Here is a 25,160-nt window from a genome sequence, read left to right on the forward strand (position 1 = left end):
CGCATCCCGTCGCGTCAGAGCGTGTGGAGCGGGCCCTCGTCGTGGCCCGCCGCGGCCCACCGCTCGGTCGCGCGGACCAGCTTGTCCGGGTTGACCTGGCTGCGGACGGCCACGATGCCCTCCGGCGTGACCTCCAGGCAGCTGACGCCGACGACCCGGCCGTCCACGACCACCACGACGGCGGGTCCGCCGTTGGCGGTCGAGGCGTAGACCTCCGGCACCCCGCCCACCCACGCGCGCTTGGCCGGGCTCGGCTTGAACAGGCCGCGCAGGAACGTGGCGACCGCGCGTGCGCCCTCGAACCCCTTGGCGCGGGCCGGGATCTTGCCGCCGCCGTCGCCGACGGAGACCGCGTCCTCGGTCAGCAGCCGGATGAGGGGTTCGGTGCGGCCGCTGGTCGCCGCGGCCAGGAACTCCTCCACGATCCGCCGCGCCGCGCCCTCGTCGATCTCGGTGCGCGCCCTGCCCTGCGCGACGTGCTTCTTCGCCCGGTGGTGGATCTGCTGGCAGGCCGACTCGGTGATGTCCAGGATCCCCGCGATCTCCCGGTGCGGGTAGCCGAACGCCTCCCGCAGCACGTACACCGCCCGCTCGCCCGGCGTCAGGCGCTCCAGCAGCACGAGGACGGCGTACGACACCGACTCGCGCTGCTCGGCGGTGTCGGCGGGGCCGAGCATCGGGTCGCCGGCGAGCAGCGGCTCGGGCAGCCACCGCCCGACGTACGTCTCGCGCCGGGCGCGGGCCGACGTCAGCTGGTTGAGGCAGTAGTTGGTGAGCACCTTGGTCAGCCAGGCCTCGGGCACCTCGATCCGCCCGGTGTCGGCGGCCTGCCAGCGCAGGAACGTCTCCTGCGCGGCGTCCTCCGCCTCGCTCGCCGAACCGAGCAGCCGGTAGGCGATGGCCTCGAGCCGCGGCCGCGCGGCCTCGAACCGGTCCACGTCCTCCACCGTCAGCGCCATGCCCGCGATCCTAGGGAATCGGCGGCGCCGCTGCCCGCGCGGGTCGCGTGCCGTCGACCCGGCCGGAGGAGATCACAGCAGCCGGCCGACGAACACGGCCGGAGCGACGACCGCGGCGATTCCCCCCAGCAGCGCCGTCCGGGCCGACCGAGCCGGACGGCGTACCCCGGGGGCGAGGCGAAGGGGTGTCAGCACCGCGATCCACAGGCCGACGCTGAGCACGGCGGCTCGGGCCGACGGCGCCACCGCCGTCAGCGGCTGAGCCCAGGCGACGCAGAGGGCTGTCATGAAGGCCGCCGGGCCGAATGCGCTCAACCCTGCCCAGCCCCAGAGGAACAGGGCGAGAGGGCGGCAGACGGGCCAGTCGGCCACGTCGCGGGGTTCGGCGGTCTTCGGCGGGTTCACGGGATCAGCCTGCGGCCGCCGACCGGGCTCGGACATGGGCGCTCCTGCTCATCGAAGTGCCGCCGGTTACTCATGACGTCCCACCGGACCCCCGGCTGCCCTGCTTCTCCGCGTCACGAGCGCCCCGAACGCGGTGGCTCGTGACCGCGCATCAGGCGGCCTCGCCACCGGACGACGGTGTACGCCAAGGGGGGTGACAGCGGCCTCTGTTCGTGAGCGGATGACGGAGTCCGGACGCGCGCCGAGCGGTCCCGCCGTGCCGCGCAGCCCTCCGCCGCTCGTCACGTCCCCGCCCTCCTCCTGGTGGCTGCCGGACAGGCGCTCCGGTTCACCGGTTCTCCGGCTCCGGACGTGCAACCTTCCGGCCGCCGGCGAGTCTCAACGGGTGCAGCGCATGGTGCGCCTGACGCCTTCGGGAGGAATGCCGGTGCCTCTGGCCCGTCCGACGCGGCGGCGGTTCGCCGCCGTCGTCACCACCGTTCTCGCCATCACACTCGGAGCGACCGCACTGACCGCTCCCGCGCACGCGGCTCCGGCCGTGCGCAGCGCCCTCACGACGGACACGCCGACGGCCGCGGACCCGGTCCCCTACCCGAGGACCGACCGGCTCGTCGGGGCGGGCGTGACAGGGTTCCTGACGGACCCCAACTCCGGTCCCACCACATGGTTCCGACGCTATGCGGACGGCGCCGCGCAGGAGTACGAAGGGGCCGTGCTCCTCCGGTCGACGGCGACGACCGACTTCCTGGTCACCGTGGGACCGAAACTGATCACGCAGCGGAACCTGGCGAGCGACGGCTCCCTGGAGGTTCCCGTCGGCACCCTCCCGGGCGACGCGATGTGGGCGGGTGCGGCGGCCGACGCCGTCTTCACCTCCGTGACGACCGAGGCGGGCACAGTGCTCCGCAAGCACGTCGCCGGGGCCCCGGCGACACCGGTCACCGGCCTGCCCGCCGACGCGACCTACGTCATGGCCACGCCCGCCACCCCGGACCACGCCCTCGTCAGGTTCACGCGGAACAGGCTGGGCGCGTGGGGGCTGCTCGACCTCTCCACCGGTGTGTTCACCCCCGGGGCCGCCGGGATGGGCGCACGGGCCGTCTCCACGACGCATATCGCCTCGTTCGTCGACTCGGATACAGAGGGCATCGCGATCCTCGTCAGGGACCGGGCCACCGACGCGGTCACGGAGGTGCCCGAGCGTCCGCAGCCGCTGGGCGCACTCCAGGTCGGCCTGGTCGGCGACTGGGTGGTGTACGGAGGGAAGGGCGGGATGGGCTTCGTCCAGCCGAGCATCCGCCACGCCATCACCGCCTACAACGTCACCACCGGTGCGACGGCGAAGGTGCTCGACCACGCCTACGAGTTCACGTCCGCTCCCGACGGGAGTCTGTACGCGCGCGGCGGCCTCGTCGGCCGGGGCGAGGGCGTGTACCGGATCGCCGCCACGGGTGGCGATGCCCTGACGGCCGTCATGGTCGCGACGACGGGTGAGCCCACCGAGGTGGTCACCGAGTCCTTCACCGCGCCCCCGGCGGAACTCGACCTCGACCGGGTGGACGGGTTCACCTTCACCTGGAAGCTCTCCCGCACGGTGACCCAGCCGAAGCTCACCCTCCGGCATGCGCGTACCGGCATGACGTGGCAGATCCCCGGGTGGTACTCGACCCGGGAGCCGGAGTTCTCGTGGTCCGACATCGGTGCCAACGACTGGGCGCACGCCCCCAACGGTGAGTACACCTGGGAGATGACCGCCGAGCCGGCCAACGGCATCGGTCCGGACGTCACCGCCGGCGGCACGTTCGCGGTCGTCCGCGAGGCGCAGCCACACGACTACAACGACAACGGCAGCCCCGACCTGCTGCAGGTCGACTCCTCGGGCCGGCTGTGGCGCACGGACCTCGTCCACCGGCCGTACGATGCGTGGCCGGGTGTCCACGAGTCGTCGCCCGCGATCTCCCTCGGATCGGGCTGGGGCGTCTACGACCGGCTCGAAGCCGCGGGGGACCTCGCCGGCACGACGGTCGGCGACCTCCTGGCCCGTGACGCGTCCGGCGTGCTCTGGCTGTACCAGGGCAAGGGGGACGGCAACTTCTCCGCCCGGGTCCGGATCGGCGGCGGATGGCAGGTCTACGACAAGATCACGGCCGGGAGCGATCTGACCGGCGACGGCCGCGCGGACGCGCTCGCCTCCGACAGGTCCGGCGTGCTCTGGCTGTACACGGCCACCGGCGACGCCGCGAAGCCCTTCCTGCCCCGCAGGCAGATCGGCACCGGCTGGGGGACGCACAACGACATCACGGCCGTCGGCGACATCGCGGGCGCCGCCGCGGGCGATCTCGTCGCGCGTGACACGGACGGTGTCCTCTGGCTCTACCTCGGCAAGGGCGACGGCACGCTCGCACCCCGCACGAGGATCGGCGGAGGCTGGAACGTCTTCCGGGCGCTGATCGGCTCCGGCGACGCGGACGGCGACGGGCGACCCGACCTCATGGGGCTCGGCGTCGCCTATGAGGCGTCGAGGCTGTACCGGAGCAACGGCGACTGGAAGGCTCCGTTCCGGCCCGGTCAGGCCATGCATCTCTCCCGGATCGGGCTTGTGTCAGACACGGTGTTCTGACCCGTCCCCGTCCCGCGCGGAGGGACGGCCTCCCGTCACCCGGCGCCCTCCGCCCGGACCCGGCGCCGGGCCTCGCGCCACCTGGCTCACACCGTCTTGATGCCGCCGCCCTCGACGGCCAGTCGCCGGTCACGCCTGCCGCGCGGCCTCTGGCGAGGAACGTGACCACGCACGCGACTCCGTCCGGTTCGACCGTGCGGTCGATGGTCGTGTCCACTGACCCCCGCTCCTCCGCGCCGTCCGGTGTGCTCAGGTCGACCGAGATCGTGTGGGCGCAGATCTCCTTCAGCTCGGGCGTGGACGTCTGGGCCGCACCGGCGCAGACGCTCTCGGTGACGAGGTTGCCGGGCGAGCGCCATTCCCCACGCCCCCGCTCACCCGGTGGCGACAGCAGTCCTGTCGACGAGATCGAACTCGTGTCCGACTCTCGAGATTTTCGAACCATAGGTGCGAAAAATGAGCAAAGGGGACGGAGGGCACTGCCGTTCGCCGACTACACCGGCCGCATCGCGGCATCCACCACACTGGTCAGCGCCGAGGACCGTCGCGGGCCCCGGGCGGCACCGTAGCCGCGTCGCGTTCAGGGGCGATCTCGCCGGCCCGCCGCCCTCCTCGATCGTGGCGCGGAACGTGCCTCCGCGCGTGCGAACCCGCGGCGCACGGTATCGACCGTCCCTGCGTTTGAGCCGGCTCGGCGGCCGTTTTCACCGTTCTTTGGCCGCGCCGGCCCGGGGCGCTCAGGTCGAGCCGTACCAGCGCCTGCAGCCCGCCCCGCAGCTGGTCCCTCGCTGAACTGGTGTGATCGGGCAGCGCTTCCAGCCAAGCTCTGCCAGTACTGCGCTGATTAGTGTCCTGCCTTCAATGGGCCGCGGTGAACGTCGGAAGTGGGGATGGTGGCGGCACTGGCAGTCCTCAGCTCCCAAATCGCAGCTGTGCCGAAGTCGAGATTCAATGTTTCACGTCTGAACGCAAGCCAGGAGCGCTAGACTTCGCTACAGCCGCAGCTGATGCCAACTAGGGTGGGGGTAACGCTCAATGCTTCTTGAGGACCAGATCGAGATTTACAGGCGTCAGATTGCCACGGATTCCTATCCGATGTCGATCGGGGAACTGTCGAATCTCTATCGTGACGGCGAAATCGACATTCATCCTGAATTCCAGAGGATTTTCAGGTGGCGCGATGAGCAGAAGAGTCGATTGATCGAGAGTGTACTTCTCGGTATTCCGCTCCCCAGTATTTTCGTTGCTCAGAATGACAAAGGGATCTGGGACGTAGTCGATGGAGTGCAGAGGCTATCGACCATCTTTCAGTTCATGGGAATCCTCCGAGACGAGGAGGCAGCGCTCTACGACCCCCTTATCTGTGTTGATGCTCCCTTCCTGACTCACCTGGACGGGTGCTCTTACGAAATGATCGAAGGGGCTGAAAAGTCTCTGACGCCTACTCAGAGGCTGGATTTTAAACGCGCTCGCGTAGACATGAAGATCATTAAGCGCGAAAGCGACAACCGGGCAAAGTACGACCTATTTCAGCGCCTCAATTCCTTTGGGTCCGTTGCGACGGAGCAGGAGTTGCGCAACTGTCTTCTCGTCAGTATGAGTAAGCCGCATTTTGAGTGGCTGACCGAGGTCTCCAATGACCGAAACTTCCTGACGGTTCTCGATATGCCGCAAAGGCTCATTGATGAGCGCTATCACATGGAACTGGCCCTGCGTTTCACATTTCTCCACTCCATTCCAGAACCTCGGCTAAGTTCTATCCGTAATATCGGAGACTTCTTGACCGAGCAGTTGGTTGATTTCGCCGACCTTTCTCCTCGGAAGTTGGAAAAGGAGATGAGTGTCTTTTCGCGGACCTTTGAGATTATCTCGCAGTCGGGTGGGGCTGACCTGCTCAGGCGGTGGAACTATGCAAAGAGCCGACCCGAGGGGTACTTTTCGCTGACGGCATTCGAGGCTTTGGCCCTGGGCATCGCATACAACCTCCCTGCTCGTCGATCAAGTTTCGGTGATATTGGTGGAAAGCAGAGGAAACTTTGGTCGGACCCGCAGTTTTCAGCCGGACACGCAACTGGTGTCCGAAGCGATCAGAGGATGAAGAGGACGATTCCCTTCGGTCGTCAACTCTTCTCTGAATGACGGGATTTGCGGTGGACATTCCGAGATTTTCGGAGAGGGTGCAAAAGGCCTTAGCCCATCGAAAGGCCGAGCTTTCCCGGCTTAGCATCTTGGTGAGTGGATCTCATCAGGACAGCTCGCAGGAGTCGGTCATATGCCGATCTTCAGTTGTGCTCACTTACGCACACTGGGAGGGCTTTGTTAAGCAAGCCAGCAAGCTCTACATCGAGTACGTCAACTCCTGCAAGGTGCCAGTACTCAACATGAAGCCTTGCTTTCAGGCGGCGCACGTTCAGACTCACCTGAATCGCGCTTCCAACGGGGTGAGGATTCCGTTTCTCGCGGAGCTTCTGGATAGAATTGACCTGGACAGGAAGGCCACCTTCTTCGTCGATCCCGTAAAGATCGTTGAGACCGAAAGTAATTTGACGTCGGAGGTTTTCAGGAATATCGTTGCGTCAATTGGCCTGGTTTACCTGGAGTTCTACTCGACCCGCCGGGCCTTCATTGATGAAAAGTTGGTCTTCAGTCGGAATCAAGTGGCGCATGGAGAGCTCATTCCGTTCGGGTCGGCCGAGGCCATGGAAAGAATTGACGCAGTGCGTACTTTGCTGGACATGTATGCCAGTCAGATACTAGACGCCGCTCGCGATGATTCATTTCTGAAAATCGCACCGCCTCGCCCATCCGCTGGCCGTCTCTGATCGAAATTCATGCATCGCTCGACCGTGATGTGGAGGAGAGTCGGCATAGGCCATGAGTTGCGCTGATGTGGAGAAGGCCGGTGATGATCTACCCGTACATGAATCAGGGTGCTCCGGTCAGGGCAATCGAGGGACTTGGAGCACCCGTAGCACTCCACGGCCCCAAGGGGTCCGGGCAACGACGAAGGTCCAGGTCGCGGACCTGGGCCGTCGTTCACGAGCGGATGATGGTAATCGAACCCGCGCTGTGAGCTCGGGAATCACCCAGCAGCCCCCGTCCGGCCACGCGGCACTCCACGGCCCACGCCCCCACGGTCCTGGGGGCGCTCACTCGCAGGTCTTGCCCGGCTTCACGCTCACGACCGCCGCCCACGGCAAAGTGAGCTTGTCGTCCGCCTTGGTTCTGATCTCCACGTGTTGCTGGTCGGCGCGGAGCAAGTCCCCACACAGCACGCCGGTGGTCGTCTGCACCACGACCGGTTTTGTTGCGGAATCCGGTGTAGTCAGCCACGCGATGACGAGTGCTCCGACTACCAAGAACACTCCGAGGACACAGAGCAGATAGGCCCAGGCCAGTGCCCGTGTCACCCGAGTCACTTCCTGACCGGTCCAGCGGCGTAGGGCCTGGCCGCCCAGGAGGATTTCACGCTCTGGAGTGCCGTGCGCCGCTCGCGCTGCCAAGAGCGAGCCCAGAACTAGGGACACGAAGGCAGTGATCAGTAGCCCCGTCGCCATCGCGCGAGCCATCGCTGACAGGTCGTCGAGGTTGTCGCGGCCCTTCAGTACTACGAGGACCGCGAGCAGGGCTGTCAATCCCGTGAGACCGGTTCGCCACCCCTCCGCCTGTCTGCGCAATTCCGGAAGCCTGGTGAACTCCAGGTCACGAGCGAGTTCGGCCCATCGGCGCTCAGAGTGGATACTCATCGGCGGAGTCTCCAGACCGCGCCACAGCCGAGGAACGACGTGTCCGTCGGGCCTTGCGGATGAGGGTGCCCGCACTCGCAGAAGTGCACCTCCGCAAACAGAGGTTCGGGTACGTCCTCGGCCTTCCGGGTGGCCCCTCTTCCGAAGAGCAGGCTGAAGGCCCCCTTCGTGCCCACGCCTGGCCGACCCCACGGGAACAGCGTTTTGGTCATGCCGTGACAGCGAGGGCACGCCCCCGCGACGACCACGCCTTCTCCGCCCGGGGCCGGCCCTTGCGTGAACAGAGCGGTGTCGATCTCGCCGAGATCCTCGTCGGCATACGGCACACCGTGATCGTGCCTGGCGGTGGTCGTCATGGTCTGTCTCCCTTGCCGGTGGTGCCCTCCAACCGGAGCGCGAACATCCCCGCGTAGATCTCCAGGCGATGTCGCACCCACTCGGGTGTCTCTCCCACTGCCTGGGCGCAGCGCTCCACCCGGTCCTGCCCGACATGACCGGTTAGTGCCGGAAGTTTGCCGTCATGGCCCTCGGAGAGGATTGCCAGGTCCTGCCAGACGGGCACCACGTCGGGTACGTCGGTGATCGACGGCTGTACCGGCTCCAGCCCGAGATACGGCGTGACGCGCTGCTGCCAGGTGTGTCGTACGGACTCGCCCAGATGGCCCGCGACGCTGACCAGATCAAGGGGCACCAGGCCGGTGCCGGGCTCGGAGACGCGGTACGCCGGGTCGACCGCCGCGGCATCGTGGGCGCTGGGAACCTCTTCCGGCAGCGCCGCCTCCGCATCGGCGGTCAGCACCGGTACGAGGGCGCCGATGGCCCGGAAGGGAGCGAGAGCCCGGTACGCCGCCCGGGCGCCGATGGTTCGGGCGCGGGCGTAGTCCACCAGTCTCTGCGCTGTGACCGGGCCCCAATGAGGGGTCTCGAACCACTCGCCGCCCATGTCCTCGTCCGGGCCGGCGTCGACCAGCGCGGCGATCTCGTCCCACGTCGGGACGAAGGTCCGGAGTCCTTCGGGCGGTTCCGGGGCCACGAATGCCGCGCTCAGTCCCAGGTCGCGGGCCTCCCGCCGTGCGACGTCCCACAGGAAGGACAGCTTCTGGCGAAGCCGCTGACTTCCGGTGAACAACACTGCCGAGCTCGCCGGCACGGGGTAGTCGGCCCCGGCCCAGCTGGGGTCCTCGCCGGAGAACGCGTATCTGCTGGGCGTGGGCAGTTCGTCCCAGGCACGCAGTAGGTTTGCCGCGTCCGGGAGGTCTACCTCGGCCTCCCTCAGGTCTTCGAGGTAATGGGCGAGTTCGTCGAAGGGCATCTCATGTGAGCGGACGAACGAGAGGTCTCGGAGCGATACGCCGCCCTCCAGGCGGATGCCCTCTTCATGCAGCCATCGTGCCAACTGGCCGGTTTCGGGCGAGGGAACGGTGTCCCGGCCTGGGGAGCGCTTGGTGTAACGACGGCGGTGGACCACTCCAACGCCCTCTGCTGCGCGGGCGAGGGCCCGCTCGGCTTCCCACACGCTCAGTTCGCACTGTGCGGCCAGCTCGACGGCGGCACCCCAGAGGAGCTCCGGTCGGCCCCCGGAGCCGGGGACGATGTAGTGGCGCATGACGGCAGATATCTCCGACGGGACTTCGCCCCACCGGACGGCCAGGACTGGATCAGGTGTCGGGCGGCCCAGCCACGCGAACGCGGCCATGCGCCGCTGCGCCTCCCCCACGTCCAGGCCGGTCGCGGCTGCCACCAAGGGAACGTCCCAGGGGTCCATGGCCGGACGCCAGTGGCGCTCGTCCTCCTGGAGGTACAGAAGCCTCAGGTCGGCGTCCGTGCAGACGTGGTTTCGATGGTGATCCGGGACGGCGTCCAGGGGCTTGCCCACGAATGGCGCGTACCGGTCGCACGCATCGGCCAGCTCACCGAGCGGCCGCCGAGCATGTGCGGAAGCCCGGACGATGCCGGACAGATCACCGGGTGGGTGTTGGTAGAAGATCTCGAGGGAACCCCGGCGATCCTGTGGCAGAGGGCGGCCCCAGATGGTGATCTGAAGGGTGTTCCTCGGTTTGGGTTCGCTGCCCAGCAGCCCCTTCATGACCAGCCAGTCGACGAAACCAGGGTTCCAGTCCAGGTCACCGTCGCCGACGATCGTTGGCCCTGCCAGCCGTGGATGGGCGATGCGCATGCCGCGGGTCGCGCGGAGAACCTCCGCCACGCTGGTGTCCTGGTCGTGGGCTACTTGAACCGCGCCACGCCAGTCGCCCCCGACCTCCGTCGCGATGTCCGACCAGCCCGGCTGCGGAACCGGGTGGCCGGAGAGGGATAAAGGAACCGCTTCCTTCGAGCTGCGGAGCCCGGGATTGAGGGCAGCCCACCGCCAGGGCCGGACCGCTTCCATGGCCTCCTTCTCCCTATCCGACCTACGCGGGTTCCCCAAGTCGGCGTCCATCCGGAACCAGCCCACCTCGTCGAGTTTTACTCGCCGACTGAGGTTGTCCGACGCGATCACCTCTTGACCTCGCAGCGCCTTCCAGAGGATGCGAGCGACGGAACTCTCCCGGGATTCCATGGCCCAGAGCCACGGGAGGCGCAGCTCGGGGCTGCCCGCCAACACGCTGGCGCCCCGCTGGTGCTGCTCGGCTGCCCACCCGATGTCGTAGGACTCCAGCTTCTTCCGGTTGACGCTGAGCTCCCCAGCGTGCGGACCTGACAGGTTGAGCACGTACCCGAACGTCCGCTTGTCTGTGGCGATTCCGTCGCAAACGATCGCTCCGTCGCCCGAGACCCACCACAGGGTGTCTGGTACCGCCTCGATGGCGAAGCTGGTGGAGAACGAACCCTTCCCCTGGCCTGCTTTCAGCTGTCCGGGCAGCCAGATCTCCTCCGCGCCGTCGGAGTCGCGCACCTCAAGGCGGAACTCGCTGATGAGAACCAACGAGCGCAGCACCGACACGACGGAGGTCGCGTCCAGCGGTCCTGTCCTGCGCAGATGCAGCCGGACGCGGGTGCCGCCCTCGGGTAGCGCCGCGCCCTCGCGCTCGTCCTCTTCACGAACTCGGAAGAGGCTGCCGCTCACCGGGATCTCGACGCGCAGTGCCCGTGCGGCGGGACGTCCGTCCGGGCCGACCGGCCGGGTCACGATCGTCATCTCGTCGGCCAGCATGAAATAGCTGAAGACGCCGATGCCGAAACGGCTGTTGGGGTACAGCCGAAGCGAACTGTCGTGACGGAGCCACGCGGCCTGCTCCCGCCGGAAGGCATGGGACTGGTCGAAGCGGCGGCCTGCCCGGGTGAAGGTGCTCTTGAGTTGGTCGGACGTCATGCCGACGCCATTGTCCACGCATTCGACGTACGGGCCGCGGCTGTCCGCACCCATCTCGATGCGGATCCGGCCCGCCCACGCCCCCTGTTCCCGGCCCAGGCCCCGAAGGTACCGGGAGCGCATCTCCCGGTACCGGCAGGCGTCCATGGCGTTCTGGTACAGCTCTCGGAGGGCGAGCTGGGGCTCGCCCTCGTACAGCTTCTCGCCCATCAGGAGTCGGCGGATCTCCGTCTGCGCGAGTGAGAACTGCGAGAGCGGGATGTCGTAGGCGTCCACACCGTGCCGGCGGTCCGCCCGGAGCCGCTGGTCCGACAGGCGTACGGGGAGACCGCTGAGCAGCGCTGCCTCGTCCTGTGGAAGGTGGCGTGTCGACTCTCGCATCAGGAGCCCGAGGTCGTCGGCGTCCTCGACGACCGCGGCGAGTGCTGCGTGGATCGCCGGGTGCGGGCAGACCGCGTCGAGATGGAGATACGACGAGGCGCTCGCGTCCTGGTCGAGATCCCAGAACGCGTCCCGGAGTACGGAGAGCACTTCGCCCGGCACCACTGGATCGGATGCGGCGAGGTGCTCGGCGAGGACTTCCGGCAGGCGCCGGGCGTCGAAGGCGAGCAGTCCCGCCAGTCGCAGCAGCGCCGCGAGGGGGCGCACGCGCAGGCGCAACGGCGTTCTTCGGATGACGTGACGGCCTGATGGCAGTAGCTGATCGTCCGGAGGAGCTCCGATGACGGGACCCGCGGCGACCGCGCGCAGCACCGTGGACAGCGCCGCAGCCCGGCCGCCGAGCTGCTCGCCTGCCGTATTCGAAGGTAGGTCGAGGAGCCGGGCGACGAACTCGTCAGTCGGGCTGGCGGGCACGGCTTCCTCGTCGGTCACGAACCGCTCCTCGATCCAGCGGTGGACAAGCCACAGCGTGATGGCGTGGCGGTCGTCCGCAGGGTCGGTCAGCCACCGGTACGCGTCCGTGAGCTTCTCGGTGATCTGGGGGTATTGCTCGGTGATCTGCTCATAGTGCCGCCTTTGGTCGTCAGCCCCGCTACGTCGACGCACGAGCTGGGGGATCAGTTCGGCAGCCTGGCTCAGCCGCTCGGCCCAGGCCATCTCGTGCAGCAGCACGCCTGCGATGAGCGCGGTGACCTCCAGGGCCGACAGCGCGGCGTCCTTTGGCAGGAGTTTGAGCAGACGATCGGTCAGCAGCCGGACCGGGAAATCGTCGTCCGCCCAGGGATCGGGCAGCCGCTTCTGAGCGCGCTGGACATGCCGAGCGGTCTGTGTGGCCAAGGAGGACAGACACTCTTGGAAGTGGGCGACGACGTCCGCGTCACACTCCAGGACTCGCTCCCAGAGGGCAGGCGTGCGGACGACGTCCTGCCAGGGCTCCAGTAGCCGTCTGCCCTCGGCGACCTGGAGCGTCCTTGTCTGCTCCGCAAGGTCGGTGCCGTAGTGGATCAGGACCTGCTGCTGGCCCGCCTGCGCGCGCATCGAGAAGGCTCGCGTGTTACGTCTGGCCTGCTCGTACACCTGCTCCACGGTGGTGGCCTCGGTCAGCGGGTCGAAGGCATGGGCGAGAGCCGCCGTGAAGAAGCTGCCCCCCTCCGCGAAGCCACTGGACTCGCCGGGCCCGCAGCCCGTCATCATGGCGAACCCGCTATGGGGCGGCCCTTTGACGACGTTGCTGCCGAAGGCGGGTCCTTCCTGCCCCCAGCGGCAGGCGTCGATCAGCCACAGCACGGTGCCGGCCCTGCAGGTTGACATATAGCGGCTGATATCGGCTTCCATCAGCGACTCACGCACGTGGGGCTGCTCCCACCCGTCTGCGTCGCCGTCTGTGCCGGCGGGGGCACGCGCGTCTGACGGCACCAAGTAGTCGGTGGTCCCGATGCGGACGCCGTGACCGGTGAAGTAGAGCAGCAGAGTGCTGCCGAGCGGTGCGGTCGAGGACCGAGTGGAGATACGTTCGGCGATCTCGTTCCGAGTGGGGTTCAGCAGTGTCTCCACTGCGTAGCCGCTGCCTTCCAACGCGGCGCCCAGCACGTGCAGATCCGCGGCAACCGTTGCTGCCAGAGAGGGAAGCGCATGCTCCGCTTCCGGATTCTCGCCCGCGCCGATGAGCACGGCTATGCGATTGGTGTCATCCACGCGGCTCTCGCTCTCCTTCCGAACACGCCTACTCTCTCACTCGACCAGATCCGGCTCGGCCGGGACGAGATGAATCGGCGGGAGCACTGCCGGACGGGAACAGGCGAGGCACGCGGAGGGCACGCCGGCCCCGAGAGATCGAGATTACGAACGAAGCCCCAGGTCGCTGACCTGGGGCTTCGTAGAAGAGCGGATGACGGGAATCGAACCCGCGCTATAAGCTTGGGAAGCTCATGTTCTACCATTAAACTACATCCGCGCGGCGGACCTTGATCGGTACCGCATCGTCGCTCACTCTACCTCATCACACGCCCCGCAGTGCATCCGCCCGCGGGGCGTGTGTCGTGTCCGGGCAGTGGAAGGCTGTGCGGGGGGCGGGAGTTGAGGCGTAGCCTCGGGGCGCGGAGTGCCGCGTGCGAGTCGGTCCGGATCATCACCTAATGTGGGGCTTCGTCCGCATTCGTTGGGGAAGGGGCCCGATGGACTTGATGGAGCGCACCGTCGTCCGCTGTGCCGAAGGGCACGTGTTCAGTACCGCTTCGTTTCCTCTGCAGCAGCTCGGTGCCGACCGGCTCGGACCCGGCCGGCTCGTCCGGTGTCCGCGGTGCGCGCGGCTGAGGCATGCCGTGCCCGTGGTGGTGCAGGGGCTGCGCGACCAGCGGTAACAGAGGCGGGCGCGGGCGCGCGGGCCGGTGTCCGATTGGGGACGGCCCGCGCGCTCTGCGTATCCTCGGGGCGTGCTTCTCTCAGACAAGGACATCCGGGCCGAGATCGACGCCGGACGGGTACGCATCGATCCGTACGACGAATCCATGGTGCAGCCCTCGAGCATCGACGTGCGGCTGGACCGCTACTTCCGGGTGTTCGAGAACCACCGCTACCCCCACATCGACCCCGCCGTCGAGCAGGCCGATCTGACCCGGCTCGTCGAGCCGGAGGGGGACGAGGCGTTCATCCTGCACCCGGGCGAGTTCGTGCTGGCGTCGACCTTCGAGGTCATCTCGCTGCCGGACGACCTGGCGTCGCGGCTGGAGGGCAAGAGCTCCCTCGGGCGTCTCGGCCTGGTGACGCACTCGACGGCCGGCTTCATCGACCCCGGGTTCTCCGGGCACGTGACGCTGGAGCTGTCGAACCTGGCGACCCTGCCGATCAAGCTGTGGCCGGGGATGAAGATCGGGCAGCTCTGCATGTTCCGGCTCACCTCCCCCGCCGAGGAGCCCTACGGCAGCGAGCGCTACGGCTCGCGTTACCAGGGGCAGCGGGGGCCGACCGCCTCCCGCTCCTTCATCAATTTCCATCGGACGCAGGTGTGAGGCCCGTCGCATGAGCGAGGTACGCGAGAATCTGACCTACGAGAAGTTCGGCGGCGCGATCCGCGAACTCGCGCAGACGATCGCCGACGACGGGTACGAGCCCGATGTCGTGCTGTCGATCGCGCGGGGCGGGGTGTTCGTCGCCGGCGGCCTGGCGTACGCGCTGGACTGCAAGAACATCCACCTGGTCAACGTCGAGTTCTACACCGGGGTCGGCACGACCCTGGAGATGCCGGTCATGCTGGCGCCGGTGCCCAACGCGATCGACTTCTCCAACAAGAAGGTCCTCATCGCGGACGACGTCGCCGACACCGGCAAGACGCTGAAGCTGGTGCACGACTTCTGCCTGGACCACGTGGCCGAGGTCCGGTCCGCCGTGATCTACGAGAAGTCCCACTCGCTCGTGAAGTGCGAGTACGTGTGGAAGCGCACCGACGAGTGGATCAACTTCCCCTGGAGCGTGGAGCCGCCCGTCGTGCGCCGCGACGGCCAGGTCCTCGACGCGTAGTCCCCTCACCAGCGGTCGCGCCGGCAGTACCGACGCCACCGCTGACGCGCGCGCCGTCACCCGGCAGACTGGCCGGGTGACAGCGACCTCCATGAGCAAGGGCGCCAACCTCCCGGTGGCAGCCGCCGCGGTGCGCGCCGAGCTGAGCTGGCGCGAGGCGCCGGGCGTTCCCGACGCCGATGCCTCGGCGCTGCTGCTGACCGGCGCCGGACGGGTGCGCGACGACGCCGACTTCGTCTTCTACAACCAGCCCGCGCACGCCTCGGGCGCCGTACGCCACCTCGGGAAGCGGCGTGGCTCCGGGACCGCCACCGACGCGGTCCGGGTCGATCTGGCCCGGGTGGAGCCGGGCGTCGAACGCGTCGTGCTGTGCGCCTCCGCGGACGGGGGCGCCTTCGGCCGGTTCCCGGGGCTCGCCCTGCGGCTGCTGGACGACGGGACCGGGGCGGAGCTGGCGCGCTTCGAGATGACGGCGACGACGGAGACCGCGTTCGTCAGCGGAGAGCTCTACCGGCGCGCCGGGCAGTGGAAGTTCCGCGCGGTGGGTCAGGGGTACGCCTCGGGGCTCGCCGGTCTGGCCACCGACTTCGGGATCACCGTGGACGACGCCGCCCCCACGCCGCCCGCCCCGCCCTCCGCCCCGCAGGCCCCCGCCCCTGCGGCCCCTCCCGTGCCGCAGGCGGCCCCCGCGTCCCCGGCGTCGTCCCCGGCGGCCGGTGCCCCGCGGCTCAGCAAGGGCGAGGAGCGGCTGCCCGTCGACATGCGCAAGCGGCTGTCGCTGCGCAAGGAGCAGGTCGCGGTCAGCCTGCGCAAGCACGGCGCCGCCGGCGCCCGGGCGCGGGTGATCCTCGTCCTCGACGCCTCCGGCTCGATGGCCGGCCTGTACACGAAGGGCGTGGTCGCCGATGTCGTGGAGCGGATGGCGGCGGTCGCCGCCCAGCTCGACGACGACGGCGAGATGCAGGCGTGGACCTTCGCCTCGAACCCCGCCCGGCTGCCCGACCTGCTGCTGGGCGAGCTGCCCGACTGGCTGAGCCTGCACGTGCGCGGCGGTGAGATGAGCCTGTTCGGCAGGCGCAAGCCGCAGAAGGGCCTGCGGCCGGGGCAGGTGGACATGCGGGCGGTCGGCATCCAGAACGAGGAGCAGAAGGTGATCGCCGAGGTCCGCGCGTACGTCCGCGACCACCCCGCCGCCGACCCCACCCTGGTGCTCTTCTTCTCGGACGGCGGGGTGTACCGCAACGCCGAGATCGAGCGGCAGCTCCGGGAGGCGGTCGAGGAGCCGGTGTTCTGGCAGTTCGTGGGTCTGTGGCGGTCGGACTACGGGGTGCTGGAACGCTTCGACACCCTGCCCGGGCGCCGGGTGGACAACGTCGGCTTCTTCGCCGTCGACGACATCGCCACGGTCGCCGACGCGGAGCTGTACGACCGGCTGCTCTCCGAGTTCCCGTCCTGGATGACCGAGGCCCGCCGGGCCGGCATTCTCTGACCCGCCGGGCCGCGCACGCACGGACGCCCGGCCGGAGGTCCGGCCGGGCGTCCGTCAGGTCGTGCGGGCGTCGCCCCGGGGGGTCAGACGGTGCCGAGCTTGATGATCGACAGCAGGGCGATCAGCTGGATCGCCGAGGCGCCGAGCGCCTTGGGCCACGGCAGGTCGTGCGACTTGCTGACCATCGAGGTGAACAGCGCGCCCGCCGCCACCCAGGTCGCCCAGCCGAGCACCTGCACCAGGGAGTTCTCGCCGCCGAGGAAGACGGCGAACACCAGGCGGGGGGTGTCGCTGATGCACATGACGAGCATCGAGAGGCCGACCGTCGGCTGCCAGGAGCCGGTGCCGCCGAACTGCCGTGCCAGGGTGTGGGTCACCGCGCCGAGCAGCAGACCGCTGACGACGAACACGACGCCCGCCATGAGCACCGCGGGGACGGCGTTGGACAGGGTCGCGCTGATGACCTCGTCGCGCGGCTCGTCCAGGCCGAAGATGGCGAGCAGGCCGTAGAGGAAGGTGACGGCGAGCGCCGGGCCCCAGACGGGGTAGTCCCGCATCTGGAAGAAGGTCGGGCCGGGGCGCAGCACGATGCCGCTGAGCAGTTGCTTCCAGTGCAGCCGCGGGCCGGAGGGGGCCGCGGGAGCGGAGCCCGCGCGGTAGGTGGCTCCGTCGCCGTAGACGTCGTCGTCCCGGACGCTGAACGCCTGCGTGTGACCGGGGTTGTTGGCCGCGTACGGGTCGTGGCCCTGGGGTGCGTGGTGGTGCGGGTCGCCGAAGTACTCGGGCTCCCCGTAGCCGCCCTGGTTGCGGGGCTGCTGGTACGGCTGTGGCCCGCCGGAGGCCGGCGGCCACGGTGCGGGCTGCTGTCCGCCGTACGGCGGCGTGCCCTGGTAGGGGCCGGGCGCACGGGGCGCCTGGGCCTGCTGCTGTTGCGGGGTGCGGTTGTCCCGGCCGCGTCCGATCCTGAATCCAGCCACGCATTCGAACGTACCCGGTCCGCGCCCGTCCGGTGGCCGTGAGCCGGTAACCGGGGGGCCATTGCTGCCGAGCTGTGACATCCCCTAAGGGAACCCCGGGGTGCTGTCCCCCGGGGTGTCCGCCGAGGTCGGCAGGGGTGGGCGGGGCGCGGCGGGCGGGCCGGGGCGGCGGGACGACGAAGCGGCCGGTCCTGCCCCCGAGGCAGGTCCGGCCGCTTGCGTCCGTGGTGGAGACGGTTACTTCACGGGCTCCGGTTCCGGGGCGTCCGCCGTCTCGTCGGTGGGCTCCGGGTCGGCCGGGGTCTTCACCGAGTCCAGCAGGAGCTGGGCGACGTCGACGACCTGGAGGCTCTCCTTCGCCTGGCCGTCGTTCTTCTTGCCGTTGACCGAGTCGGTGAGCATGACCAGGCAGAACGGGCAGGCGGTGGAGACGATGTCCGGGTTGAGGGACAGCGCCTCGTCCACGCGCTCGTTGTTGATGCGCTTGCCGATCCGCTCCTCCATCCACATCCGCGCGCCGCCGGCGCCGCAGCAGAAGCCGCGCTCCTTGTGGCGGTGCATCTCCTGCTGGCGCAGGCCCGGGACCTTGTCCATGATCTCGCGCGGGGGCGTGTAGACCTTGTTGTGGCGGCCCAGGTAGCACGGGTCGTGATAGGTGATCAGGCCCTCGACGGGCGTGACCGGGATCAGCCGGCCCTCGTCGATCAGGTGCTGGAGCAGCTGCGTGTGGTGGATGACCTCGAACTCGCCGCCGAGCTGCGGGTACTCGTTGGCGATGGTGTTGAAGCAGTGCGGGCAGGTCGCGACGATCTTCTTGGCCGACTTCGGCTTCTTCGTCGACTCGTCCTCGTCGTCCTCGCCGAACGCCATGTTCAGCATCGCGACGTTCTCCTGGCCGAGCTGCTGGAACAGCGGCTCGTTGCCGAGGCGGCGGGGCGAGTCACCGGTGCACTTCTCGTCGCCGCCCATGATCGCGAACTTCACGCCCGCGATGTGCAGCAGCTCGGCGAAGGCCTTGGTGGTCTTCTTGGCCCGGTCCTCCAGCGCGCCGGCGCAGCCGACCCAGTAGAGGTAGTCGACCTCGCCGAGGTCCTCGATGTCCTTGCCGACGATCGGGACCTCGAAGTCGACCTCCTTGGTCCACTCGACGCGCTGCTTCTTGGCCAGACCCCAGGGGTTGCCCTTCTTCTCCAGGTTCTTGAGCATCGTGCCCGCCTCGGAGGGGAACGCGGACTCGATCATCACCTGGTAGCGGCGCATGTCGACGATGTGGTCGATGTGCTCGATGTCGACCGGGCACTGCTCGACGCAGGCGCCGCAGGTGGTGCAGGACCACAGGACGTCCGGGTCGATGACGCCGTTCTCCTCGAACGTGCCGATCAGCGGGCGCTCGGCCTCGGCGAGCGCCGTCGCGGGCACGTCCTTCAGCTGCTCCTCGGACGCCTTCTCCTCGCCCTCCATCGACTTGCCGCCGCCGGCCAGCAGGTACGGGGCCTTGGCGTGCGCGTGGTCGCGCAGCGACATGATCAGGAGCTTCGGCGAGAGCGGCTTGCCGGTGTTCCAGGCGGGGCACTGCGACTGGCAGCGGCCGCACTCGGTGCAGGTGGAGAAGTCGAGGATGCCCTTCCAGGAGAACTGCTCGACCTGGGAGACGCCGTAGACGTCGTCCTCGCCCGGGTCCTCGAAGTCGATCTCCTTGCCGCCCGTGGTCATCGGCTGGAGCGCGCCGAGCGCGGTCCCGCCGGTGGCGTTGCGCTTGAACCAGATGTTCGGGAAGCCGAGGAAGCGGTGCCAGGCCACGCCCATGTTGGTGTTGAGCGAGACGGTGATCATCCAGATCAGCGAGGTGCCGATCTTGACCATCGCGGTGAAGTAGACCAGCGTCTGGAGCGTGGAGAGCGACAGGCCCTCGAAGGCGAGGACCAGCGGGTACGACGCGAAGTAGGCGGCCTCGTAGCCCTCCACGTGGTGGATCGCGCCTTCCAGGCCGCGCAGCACGTAGATCGCCAGGCCGATGGTGAGGATGACGTACTCGACGAAGTAGGCCTGCCACGCCTTGGAGCCCGCGAAGCGGGACTTGCGGCCGGCGCGGGACGGCAGGTTGAGGAGCCGGATCGCCATCAGCACGAGGATGCCGAGGATCGTCATCACACCGATGAACTCGATGTACATCTCGAACGGCAGGAAGCCGCCGACGAGCGGCAGGACCCAGTCGGCCTGGAAGAGCTGCCCGTACGCCTGCGCCAGGGTGGGCGGCAGCGTCAGGAAGCCGATCGCGACGAACCAGTGCGCGAAGCCCACGATGCCCCAGCGGTTCATCCGCGTGTGGCCGAGGAACTCCTTGGCCAGGGTGACCGTGCGCGCCTTCGGGTCGTCGGTGCGGCTGCCCGCGGGGACGGGCTGGCCGAGCCGGACGAAGCGGTAGATCTGCGCGACGGCTCGGGCGATGAGGGCAACGCCGACCACGGTCAGGGTCAGCGACACAATGATCGCGGCGAGTTGCATGGGAGGCTCCTCGGGCCTGCGAGGGTGGGTGATCCGGCACTACTAAGCGGTAACTTATTCAGTCCATGCTGAGACTACCCACTTGTTCCGCCGCACTGTAGTTGGGCCACCGGTGATCTGTGTCGCTCAGGCAACCCTGACCGGCACCGGGTGGACCGTGAGATCACGCCGCCGTCCCCGGACCGCCGCAGGCAGGGTGCGCAGCAGGATCACGAGGTCGAGCCCCAGCCAGTGCTGCTCCACATAATGCAGGTCGAGCACGTCCATTTCCTCCCAGGGCAGCTCCGAGCGTCCGCCGATCTGCCACAGCCCGGTCATCCCGGGGCGCACCGCGAGCCGGGCGCGGGCGGCGCCGCCCCGTCCGGCGGGGGCCGCCAGGGGGCGCGGGCCCACCAGGGACATCTCGCCGCGCACCACGTTGAGCAGTTGCGGCAGCAGCTCCAGGAAGTGGCGGCGCAGCAGCCGCCCCACGGGGGTGAGCGCTCCGCCGTGGGTCGTGCGGAACGTGAACACCGTGAACGCCCGGCCGTCCAGCCCGGCGCGCTCGGTGCGCCGGAGCGCGGGTCCCGGGGAGGTCGCCGCGACGGCGGCCGCGGCCGCCAGCAGCAGTGGCGCCAGGACGGTCAGCAGGAGTGCGCCGACCGTCAGATCGACGGTTCGCTTGGCCGACATGTCCGCCCGCCCTTCCTCACCCGCGAGAATGCGTGCCCGTTTTCTGCTGCTATGACTGTTGCAGATGGGTACGCGGGGGTGGGTGAGCCACGCGAAGCGGCCCGCGGGAGCGGGGGTGCCTGTAAGGGCTGGATAAAAGTTGAGCGCCCTCGACTCATGTCTGTTGACGCGATCCGGTCCGTCGTGCATCCTTGAGCCTGTTCCACTCAAGTCATCAGGAGGATTCGAAATGGCACGTGCGGTCGGCATCGACCTGGGCACGACTAACTCCGTCGTCAGCGTTCTGGAGGGCGGCGAGCCCACCGTCATCACCAACGCCGAGGGTGCCAGGACCACGCCGTCCGTCGTCGCCTTCGCGAAGAACGGTGAGGTGCTGGTCGGCGAGGTCGCCAAGCGCCAGGCGGTCACCAACGTCGACAGGACCATCCGCTCCGTCAAGCGCCACATGGGCACGGACTGGAAGATCGAGCTCGACGGCAAGAACTTCAACCCGCAGCAGATGAGCGCCTTCATCCTGCAGAAGCTGAAGCGCGACGCCGAGGCGTACCTGGGCGAGAAGGTCACCGACGCGGTGATCACCGTCCCCGCGTACTTCAACGACTCGGAGCGCCAGGCCACCAAGGAGGCCGGTGAGATCGCGGGCCTCAACGTCCTGCGCATCGTCAACGAGCCCACCGCGGCCGCCCTCGCCTACGGCCTCGACAAGGACGACCAGACGATCCTCGTCTTCGACCTCGGCGGCGGCACCTTCGACGTCTCGCTGCTGGAGATCGGCGACGGCGTCGTCGAGGTGAAGGCCACCAACGGCGACAACCACCTCGGCGGCGACGACTGGGACCAGCGCGTCGTCGACTACCTGGTCAAGCAGTTCCAGTCCGGCCACGGCGTGGACCTGTCCAAGGACAAGATGGCTCTCCAGCGTCTCCGCGAGGCCGCGGAGAAGGCGAAGATCGAGCTGTCCTCCTCGACCGAGACCTCGATCAACCTGCCGTACATCACGGCCTCCGCCGAGGGCCCGCTGCACCTGGACGAGAAGCTCACCCGCGCCCAGTTCCAGCAGCTCACCGCGGACCTGCTCGACCGCTGCAAGACCCCGTTCCACAACGTCATCAAGGACGCCGGCATCGCGCTGTCCGAGATCGACCACGTGGTCCTGGTCGGCGGCTCCACCCGCATGCCCGCCGTGGCCGAGCTCGTCAAGGAGCTCACCGGCGGCAAGGACGCCAACAAGGGCGTCAACCCGGACGAGGTCGTCGCCATCGGCGCCGCCCTCCAGGCCGGTGTCCTCAAGGGTGAGGTCAAGGACGTCCTGCTCCTCGACGTGACCCCGCTGTCCCTCGGCATCGAGACCAAGGGCGGCATCATGACCAAGCTCATCGAGCGCAACACCACGATCCCGACCAAGCGGTCCGAGATCTTCACCACGGCCGAGGACAACCAGCCGTCCGTGCAGATCCAGGTCTACCAGGGCGAGCGCGAGATCGCGGCGTACAACAAGAAGCTCGGGATGTTCGAGCTGACCGGCCTGCCGCCGGCCCCCCGCGGGGTCCCGCAGATCGAGGTCGCCTTCGACATCGACGCCAACGGCATCATGCACGTGACCGCGAAGGACCTGGGCACGGGCAAGGAGCAGAAGATGACCGTCACCGGCGGCTCCTCGCTGCCGAAGGACGAGGTCGACCGCATGCGCCAGGAGGCCGAGCAGTACGCGGACGAGGACCACCGCCGCCGCGAGGCCGCCGAGTCCCGCAACCAGGGCGAGGGCCTCGTCTACCAGACCGAGAAGTTCCTCAAGGACAACGAGGACAAGGTCCCCGGCGACGTCAAGGCAGAGGTCGAGGCCGCGCTCGCCGAGCTGAAGGAGAAGCTCAAGGGCGAGGACTCCGCCGAGATCCGCACCGCGACCGAGAAGGTCGCCGCGGTCAGCCAGAAGCTCGGCCAGGCGCTCTACGCCAACGCCGCCCCCGAGGGCGCGGCCGCCGGTGCGGCCGGCGACGGGCAGCAGGCCAAGGCCGACGACGACGTCGTCGACGCGGAGATCGTGGACGACGAGAAGGACACGAAGGGCGGTGCCGCGTGACCGAGGAGACTCCGGGGTTCGACGAGCACGACGAGAACCCCGACGTCCCCTCCGGCGCGACACCTGACGACGCCGCCGAGACCGACGGGTCCTCCGAGAAGGAGGGCCCGGCGGCCCCGGCAGGGGACGCAGCCACAGCGGGTCTGACCGCCCAGCTGGACCAGGTCCGCACCGCGCTCAGCGAGCGCACCGGGGACCTCCAGCGGCTCCAGGCCGAGTACCAGAACTACCGCCGCCGCGTGGAGCGCGACAGGGTGACGGTCAAGGAGATCGCCACGGCGACCCTGCTGACCGAACTCCTGCCGGTGCTCGACGACATCGGGCGCGCGCGGGAGCACGGGGAGCTGGTCGGCGGGTTCAAGTCCGTCGCCGAGTCCCTGGAGACCGCCGCCGCCAAGATGGGGCTCCAGCAGTTCGGCAAGGAGGGCGAGCCCTTCGACCCGACGATCCACGAGGCGCTGATGCACTCGTACGCGCCGGATGTCACCGAGACCACATGCGTCGCGGTGCTCCAGCCGGGGTACCGCATCGGCGAGCGCACGATCCGCCCCGCGCGGGTCGCCGTGGCCGAGCCCCAGCCGGGCGCGGCCCCGGCACCGAAGGAAGAGAAGCAGGCCGACGAGGAGAGCGGTGGCCCCGACGCGGGCTGACGCGCGAAACGTCCGGGAGGAGGGACGTCGATGAGCACGAAGGACTTCGTCGAGAAGGACTACTACAAGGTTCTCGGCGTCCCCAAGGACGCCACCGAGGCCGAGATCAAGAAGGCGTACCGGAAGCTCGCCCGCGAGAACCACCCGGACGCCAACAAGGGCGACACCGCGGCCGAGGAGCGCTTCAAGGAGATCTCCGAGGCCAACGACGTCCTGGGCGACCCCAAGCGGCGCAAGGAGTACGACGAGGCACGCGCCCTCTTCGGCAACGGGGGCTTCCGGGCCCCCGGCGCCAACGGGCCCGGCGGCAGCTTCAACTTCGACCTGGGCGACCTCTTCGGAGGCGCCCAGGGCCAGGGAGCGCCGGGCGGCGCCGGCGGTTTCGGCGGCGGCCTCGGGGACGTCTTCGGCGGTCTGTTCAACCGGGGCGCCGGACCGGGCACGCGGACGCAGCCGCGCCGCGGCCAGGACGTCGAGTCCGAGGTGACGCTCAGCTTCACCGAAGCCGTCGACGGGGCCACGGTCCCGCTCCGGATGTCCAGCCAGGCGCCCTGCAAGGCGTGCGCCGGCACCGGCGACAAGAACGGCACCCCCCGGGTGTGCCCGACCTGCGTCGGCACCGGCCAGGTCTCCCGGGGCGGCAGCGGCTCGTTCTCGCTGACCGACCCGTGCGTGGACTGCAAGGGCCGCGGGCTGATCGCCGAGACCCCGTGCGACGTCTGCAAGGGCAGCGGCCGGGCTCGCAGTTCGCGCACCATGCAGGTGCGCATCCCGGCGGGCGTCTCGGACGGGCAGCGCATCCGGCTGCGCGGCAAGGGCGCCCCGGGTGAGCGCGGCGGTCCGGCGGGCGACCTGTACGTGGTCGTGCACGTGGACGGCCACCCCGTGTTCGGCCGCAAGGACGACAACCTCACCGTCACCGTGCCCGTCACCTACGTGGAGGCGGCGCTGGGCGGCGAGGTGAAGGTTCCCACCCTCGGCGGTCCGCCGGTCACGCTCAAGCTGCCCGCCGGCACGCCCAACGGGCGCACCATGCGGGCCCGCGGCAAGGGCGCGGTCCGCAAGGACGGCACCCGCGGCGACCTGCTGGTGACGGTCGAGGTCACCGTGCCGAAGGAGCTGGACGACAAGGCGAAGGAAGCGCTGGAGGCCTACCGCGAAGCCACCGCGGACGAGGACCCGCGGGCCGAGCTGTTCCAGGCCGCGAAGGGAGCTTGACATGGAGGGCCGTCCGGGACGCAGCCGCAACCCCTACGAACTGACCGACGAGTCGCCGGTGTACGTGATCTCGGTGGCCGCGCAGCTGTCGGGCCTGCATCCGCAGACCCTGCGGCAGTACGACCGCCTCGGTCTCGTCTCCCCGGACCGCACCGCGGGCCGGGGCCGGCGCTACTCGGCCCGCGACATCGAACTGCTGCGCACGGTGCAGCAGTTGTCGCAGGACGAGGGCATCAACCTCGCGGGCATCAAGCGCATCATCGAACTGGAGAACCAGGTCGCCGCGCTCCAGGCCCGGGTCGCCGAGCTGTCGGCGGCGGTCGAGGGCGCGGCCGTGGCCATGCAGCAGCGGGAGGCGCAGGTGCACGCCTCCTACCGGCGCGACCTGGTGCCCTACCAGGACGTGCAGCACACCAGCGCGCTGGTGGTGTGGCGGCCCAGGCGGACCGAGTAGCGGGCCGCGCAGGGGAGTTGTGCAGGGGCCGGAGGGCGATACGCCTTCCGGCCCCTGCGGCGTGCCCCCGGGGGCGCGTACGCGGGCGCGTACGGGCGCGCGGGCGCCCGGGGCG

The 25,160-nt window shown here is 69.0% G+C and carries 20 protein-coding genes and 1 tRNA gene; 12 read left to right on the top strand and 9 right to left on the bottom strand.

Features of this window, described 5'->3' with window-relative positions:
* Positions 1 to 14: 14 nt before the first annotated feature.
* Together sigJ and IAG43_RS16410 are read right to left on the bottom strand one after the other, a co-directional pair.
* Positions 15 to 959 (bottom strand): RNA polymerase sigma factor SigJ, encoded by a 945-nt coding sequence (gene sigJ / locus IAG43_RS16405; RefSeq protein ID WP_187741468.1) that lies wholly within the window; start codon positions 957 to 959, stop codon positions 15 to 17.
* 72 nt (positions 960 to 1,031) lie between these two features.
* The gene (locus tag IAG43_RS16410; RefSeq protein ID WP_187741469.1) at positions 1,032 to 1,364 is read right to left on the bottom strand and encodes a hypothetical protein; all 333 of its coding nucleotides are present in this window, start codon (positions 1,362 to 1,364) and stop codon (positions 1,032 to 1,034) included.
* 421 nt (positions 1,365 to 1,785) lie between these two features.
* On the opposite strand from IAG43_RS16410, the gene IAG43_RS16415 reads away from it, so the two are divergent.
* From IAG43_RS16415 to IAG43_RS16430, 4 genes are all read left to right on the top strand, one after another.
* The gene (locus tag IAG43_RS16415; protein WP_246574382.1) at positions 1,786 to 3,984 is read left to right on the top strand and encodes an FG-GAP repeat domain-containing protein; all 2,199 of its coding nucleotides are present in this window, start codon (positions 1,786 to 1,788) and stop codon (positions 3,982 to 3,984) included.
* A gap of 203 nt (positions 3,985 to 4,187) precedes the next feature.
* Entirely contained in the window at positions 4,188 to 4,553 is a 366-nt protein-coding gene (locus IAG43_RS16420; RefSeq protein WP_187741471.1) for a hypothetical protein, read from the top strand.
* A 466-nt stretch (positions 4,554 to 5,019) separates the two neighbouring features.
* Positions 5,020 to 6,123, top strand: a complete 1,104-nt coding sequence (locus IAG43_RS16425; protein WP_187741472.1) for a DUF262 domain-containing protein — start codon at positions 5,020 to 5,022, stop codon at positions 6,121 to 6,123.
* Positions 6,120 to 6,806: an MAE_28990/MAE_18760 family HEPN-like nuclease gene (locus IAG43_RS16430; protein ID WP_187741473.1), complete on the top strand. Its 687-nt coding sequence runs from the start codon at positions 6,120 to 6,122 to the stop codon at positions 6,804 to 6,806. The genes IAG43_RS16425 and IAG43_RS16430 overlap by 4 nt, the downstream gene beginning before the upstream one ends.
* A gap of 327 nt (positions 6,807 to 7,133) precedes the next feature.
* On the opposite strand, the gene IAG43_RS16435 is transcribed toward IAG43_RS16430, so the two are convergent.
* The 4 genes from IAG43_RS16435 to IAG43_RS16450 all read right to left on the bottom strand — a co-directional run bounded on the left by IAG43_RS16435 (position 7,134) and on the right by IAG43_RS16450 (position 13,438).
* A complete protein-coding gene (locus IAG43_RS16435) occupies positions 7,134 to 7,730 on the bottom strand; it encodes a hypothetical protein (RefSeq protein ID WP_187741474.1) in 597 nt (198 codons plus the stop codon).
* The gene (locus IAG43_RS16440; RefSeq protein WP_187741475.1) at positions 7,727 to 8,086 is read right to left on the bottom strand and encodes a hypothetical protein; all 360 of its coding nucleotides are present in this window, start codon (positions 8,084 to 8,086) and stop codon (positions 7,727 to 7,729) included. Before IAG43_RS16440 ends, IAG43_RS16435 begins: the two co-directional genes overlap by 4 nt.
* Positions 8,083 to 13,179, bottom strand: a complete 5,097-nt coding sequence (locus tag IAG43_RS16445; protein ID WP_187741476.1) for an HD domain-containing protein — start codon at positions 13,177 to 13,179, stop codon at positions 8,083 to 8,085. The genes IAG43_RS16440 and IAG43_RS16445 overlap by 4 nt, the downstream gene beginning before the upstream one ends.
* A 188-nt stretch (positions 13,180 to 13,367) precedes the next feature.
* Positions 13,368 to 13,438 (bottom strand) — tRNA-Gly (locus IAG43_RS16450).
* A 220-nt stretch (positions 13,439 to 13,658) separates the two neighbouring features.
* Between IAG43_RS16450 and IAG43_RS34515 the strand changes: the two genes are divergently transcribed.
* From IAG43_RS34515 to IAG43_RS16465, 4 genes are all read left to right on the top strand, one after another.
* Positions 13,659 to 13,844 carry a hypothetical protein gene (locus tag IAG43_RS34515; protein WP_246574384.1) on the top strand — a complete coding sequence of 62 codons (186 nt, stop codon included), beginning with the start codon at positions 13,659 to 13,661 and terminating at the stop codon, positions 13,842 to 13,844.
* Positions 13,845 to 13,916: 72 nt separating this feature from the next.
* Positions 13,917 to 14,492, top strand: a complete 576-nt coding sequence (dcd, locus tag IAG43_RS16455; protein WP_187741477.1) for a dCTP deaminase — start codon at positions 13,917 to 13,919, stop codon at positions 14,490 to 14,492.
* A 10-nt stretch (positions 14,493 to 14,502) separates the two neighbouring features.
* Positions 14,503 to 15,000 carry a phosphoribosyltransferase gene (locus tag IAG43_RS16460; protein ID WP_187741478.1) on the top strand — a complete coding sequence of 166 codons (498 nt, stop codon included), beginning with the start codon at positions 14,503 to 14,505 and terminating at the stop codon, positions 14,998 to 15,000.
* A gap of 91 nt (positions 15,001 to 15,091) precedes the next feature.
* Positions 15,092 to 16,489: a VWA domain-containing protein gene (locus IAG43_RS16465; RefSeq protein ID WP_187744498.1), complete on the top strand. Its 1,398-nt coding sequence runs from the start codon at positions 15,092 to 15,094 to the stop codon at positions 16,487 to 16,489.
* Between the two features lie 83 nt (positions 16,490 to 16,572).
* Here IAG43_RS16465 and IAG43_RS16470 read toward each other — a convergent pair whose 3' ends face one another.
* From IAG43_RS16470 to IAG43_RS16480, 3 genes are all read right to left on the bottom strand, one after another.
* Positions 16,573 to 17,466, bottom strand: coding sequence for a Yip1 family protein (locus IAG43_RS16470; protein WP_187741479.1), 894 nt, complete (start codon positions 17,464 to 17,466; stop codon positions 16,573 to 16,575).
* Positions 17,467 to 17,703: 237 nt separating this feature from the next.
* Entirely contained in the window at positions 17,704 to 19,971 is a 2,268-nt protein-coding gene (locus IAG43_RS16475) for a (Fe-S)-binding protein (RefSeq protein ID WP_187741480.1), read from the bottom strand.
* A gap of 126 nt (positions 19,972 to 20,097) precedes the next feature.
* On the bottom strand, positions 20,098 to 20,643 hold the full coding sequence (locus tag IAG43_RS16480; RefSeq protein WP_187741481.1) for a sugar transferase: 546 nt from the start codon (positions 20,641 to 20,643) through the stop codon (positions 20,098 to 20,100).
* Between the two features lie 229 nt (positions 20,644 to 20,872).
* Between IAG43_RS16480 and dnaK the strand changes: the two genes are divergently transcribed.
* The 4 genes from dnaK to IAG43_RS16500 are packed head-to-tail and all read left to right on the top strand — an operon-like array spanning position 20,873 to position 25,045.
* Positions 20,873 to 22,723 (top strand): molecular chaperone DnaK, encoded by a 1,851-nt coding sequence (dnaK, locus tag IAG43_RS16485; protein WP_187741482.1) that lies wholly within the window; start codon positions 20,873 to 20,875, stop codon positions 22,721 to 22,723.
* Entirely contained in the window at positions 22,720 to 23,373 is a 654-nt protein-coding gene (grpE, locus tag IAG43_RS16490; protein WP_187741483.1) for a nucleotide exchange factor GrpE, read from the top strand. Before dnaK ends, grpE begins: the two co-directional genes overlap by 4 nt.
* A gap of 30 nt (positions 23,374 to 23,403) precedes the next feature.
* Positions 23,404 to 24,591: a molecular chaperone DnaJ gene (dnaJ, locus tag IAG43_RS16495; protein ID WP_187741484.1), complete on the top strand. Its 1,188-nt coding sequence runs from the start codon at positions 23,404 to 23,406 to the stop codon at positions 24,589 to 24,591.
* 1 nt (position 24,592) lies between these two features.
* Positions 24,593 to 25,045: a heat shock protein transcriptional repressor HspR gene (locus tag IAG43_RS16500; RefSeq protein ID WP_187741485.1), complete on the top strand. Its 453-nt coding sequence runs from the start codon at positions 24,593 to 24,595 to the stop codon at positions 25,043 to 25,045.
* Positions 25,046 to 25,160 lie beyond the last annotated feature (115 nt).

The organism is Streptomyces genisteinicus (assembly GCF_014489615.1).
Classification (GTDB): domain Bacteria; phylum Actinomycetota; class Actinomycetes; order Streptomycetales; family Streptomycetaceae; genus Streptomyces; species Streptomyces genisteinicus.

What these genes read in the sequence shown, in the direction of transcription:
- dnaK (WP_187741482.1), top strand. Translation starts at nt 20,873, where the DNA reads ATGGCACGTGCGGTCGGCATCGACCTGGGCACGACTAACTCCGTCGTC.
- IAG43_RS16415 (WP_246574382.1), top strand. Translation starts at nt 1,786, where the DNA reads ATGCCGGTGCCTCTGGCCCGTCCGACGCGGCGGCGGTTCGCCGCCGTC.
- IAG43_RS16440 (WP_187741475.1), bottom strand. Translation starts at nt 8,086, where the DNA reads ATGACGACCACCGCCAGGCACGATCACGGTGTGCCGTATGCCGACGAG.
- IAG43_RS16475 (WP_187741480.1), bottom strand. Translation starts at nt 19,971, where the DNA reads ATGCAACTCGCCGCGATCATTGTGTCGCTGACCCTGACCGTGGTCGGC.
- IAG43_RS34515 (WP_246574384.1), top strand. Translation starts at nt 13,659, where the DNA reads ATGGACTTGATGGAGCGCACCGTCGTCCGCTGTGCCGAAGGGCACGTG.
- IAG43_RS16480 (WP_187741481.1), bottom strand. Translation starts at nt 20,643, where the DNA reads ATGTCGGCCAAGCGAACCGTCGATCTGACGGTCGGCGCACTCCTGCTG.
- IAG43_RS16500 (WP_187741485.1), top strand. Translation starts at nt 24,593, where the DNA reads ATGGAGGGCCGTCCGGGACGCAGCCGCAACCCCTACGAACTGACCGAC.
- IAG43_RS16460 (WP_187741478.1), top strand. Translation starts at nt 14,503, where the DNA reads ATGAGCGAGGTACGCGAGAATCTGACCTACGAGAAGTTCGGCGGCGCG.
- IAG43_RS16420 (WP_187741471.1), top strand. Translation starts at nt 4,188, where the DNA reads ATGGTCGTGTCCACTGACCCCCGCTCCTCCGCGCCGTCCGGTGTGCTC.
- IAG43_RS16465 (WP_187744498.1), top strand. Translation starts at nt 15,092, where the DNA reads ATGAGCAAGGGCGCCAACCTCCCGGTGGCAGCCGCCGCGGTGCGCGCC.
- IAG43_RS16435 (WP_187741474.1), bottom strand. Translation starts at nt 7,730, where the DNA reads ATGAGTATCCACTCTGAGCGCCGATGGGCCGAACTCGCTCGTGACCTG.
- dnaJ (WP_187741484.1), top strand. Translation starts at nt 23,404, where the DNA reads ATGAGCACGAAGGACTTCGTCGAGAAGGACTACTACAAGGTTCTCGGC.
- IAG43_RS16425 (WP_187741472.1), top strand. Translation starts at nt 5,020, where the DNA reads ATGCTTCTTGAGGACCAGATCGAGATTTACAGGCGTCAGATTGCCACG.
- IAG43_RS16430 (WP_187741473.1), top strand. Translation starts at nt 6,120, where the DNA reads ATGACGGGATTTGCGGTGGACATTCCGAGATTTTCGGAGAGGGTGCAA.
- sigJ (WP_187741468.1), bottom strand. Translation starts at nt 959, where the DNA reads ATGGCGCTGACGGTGGAGGACGTGGACCGGTTCGAGGCCGCGCGGCCG.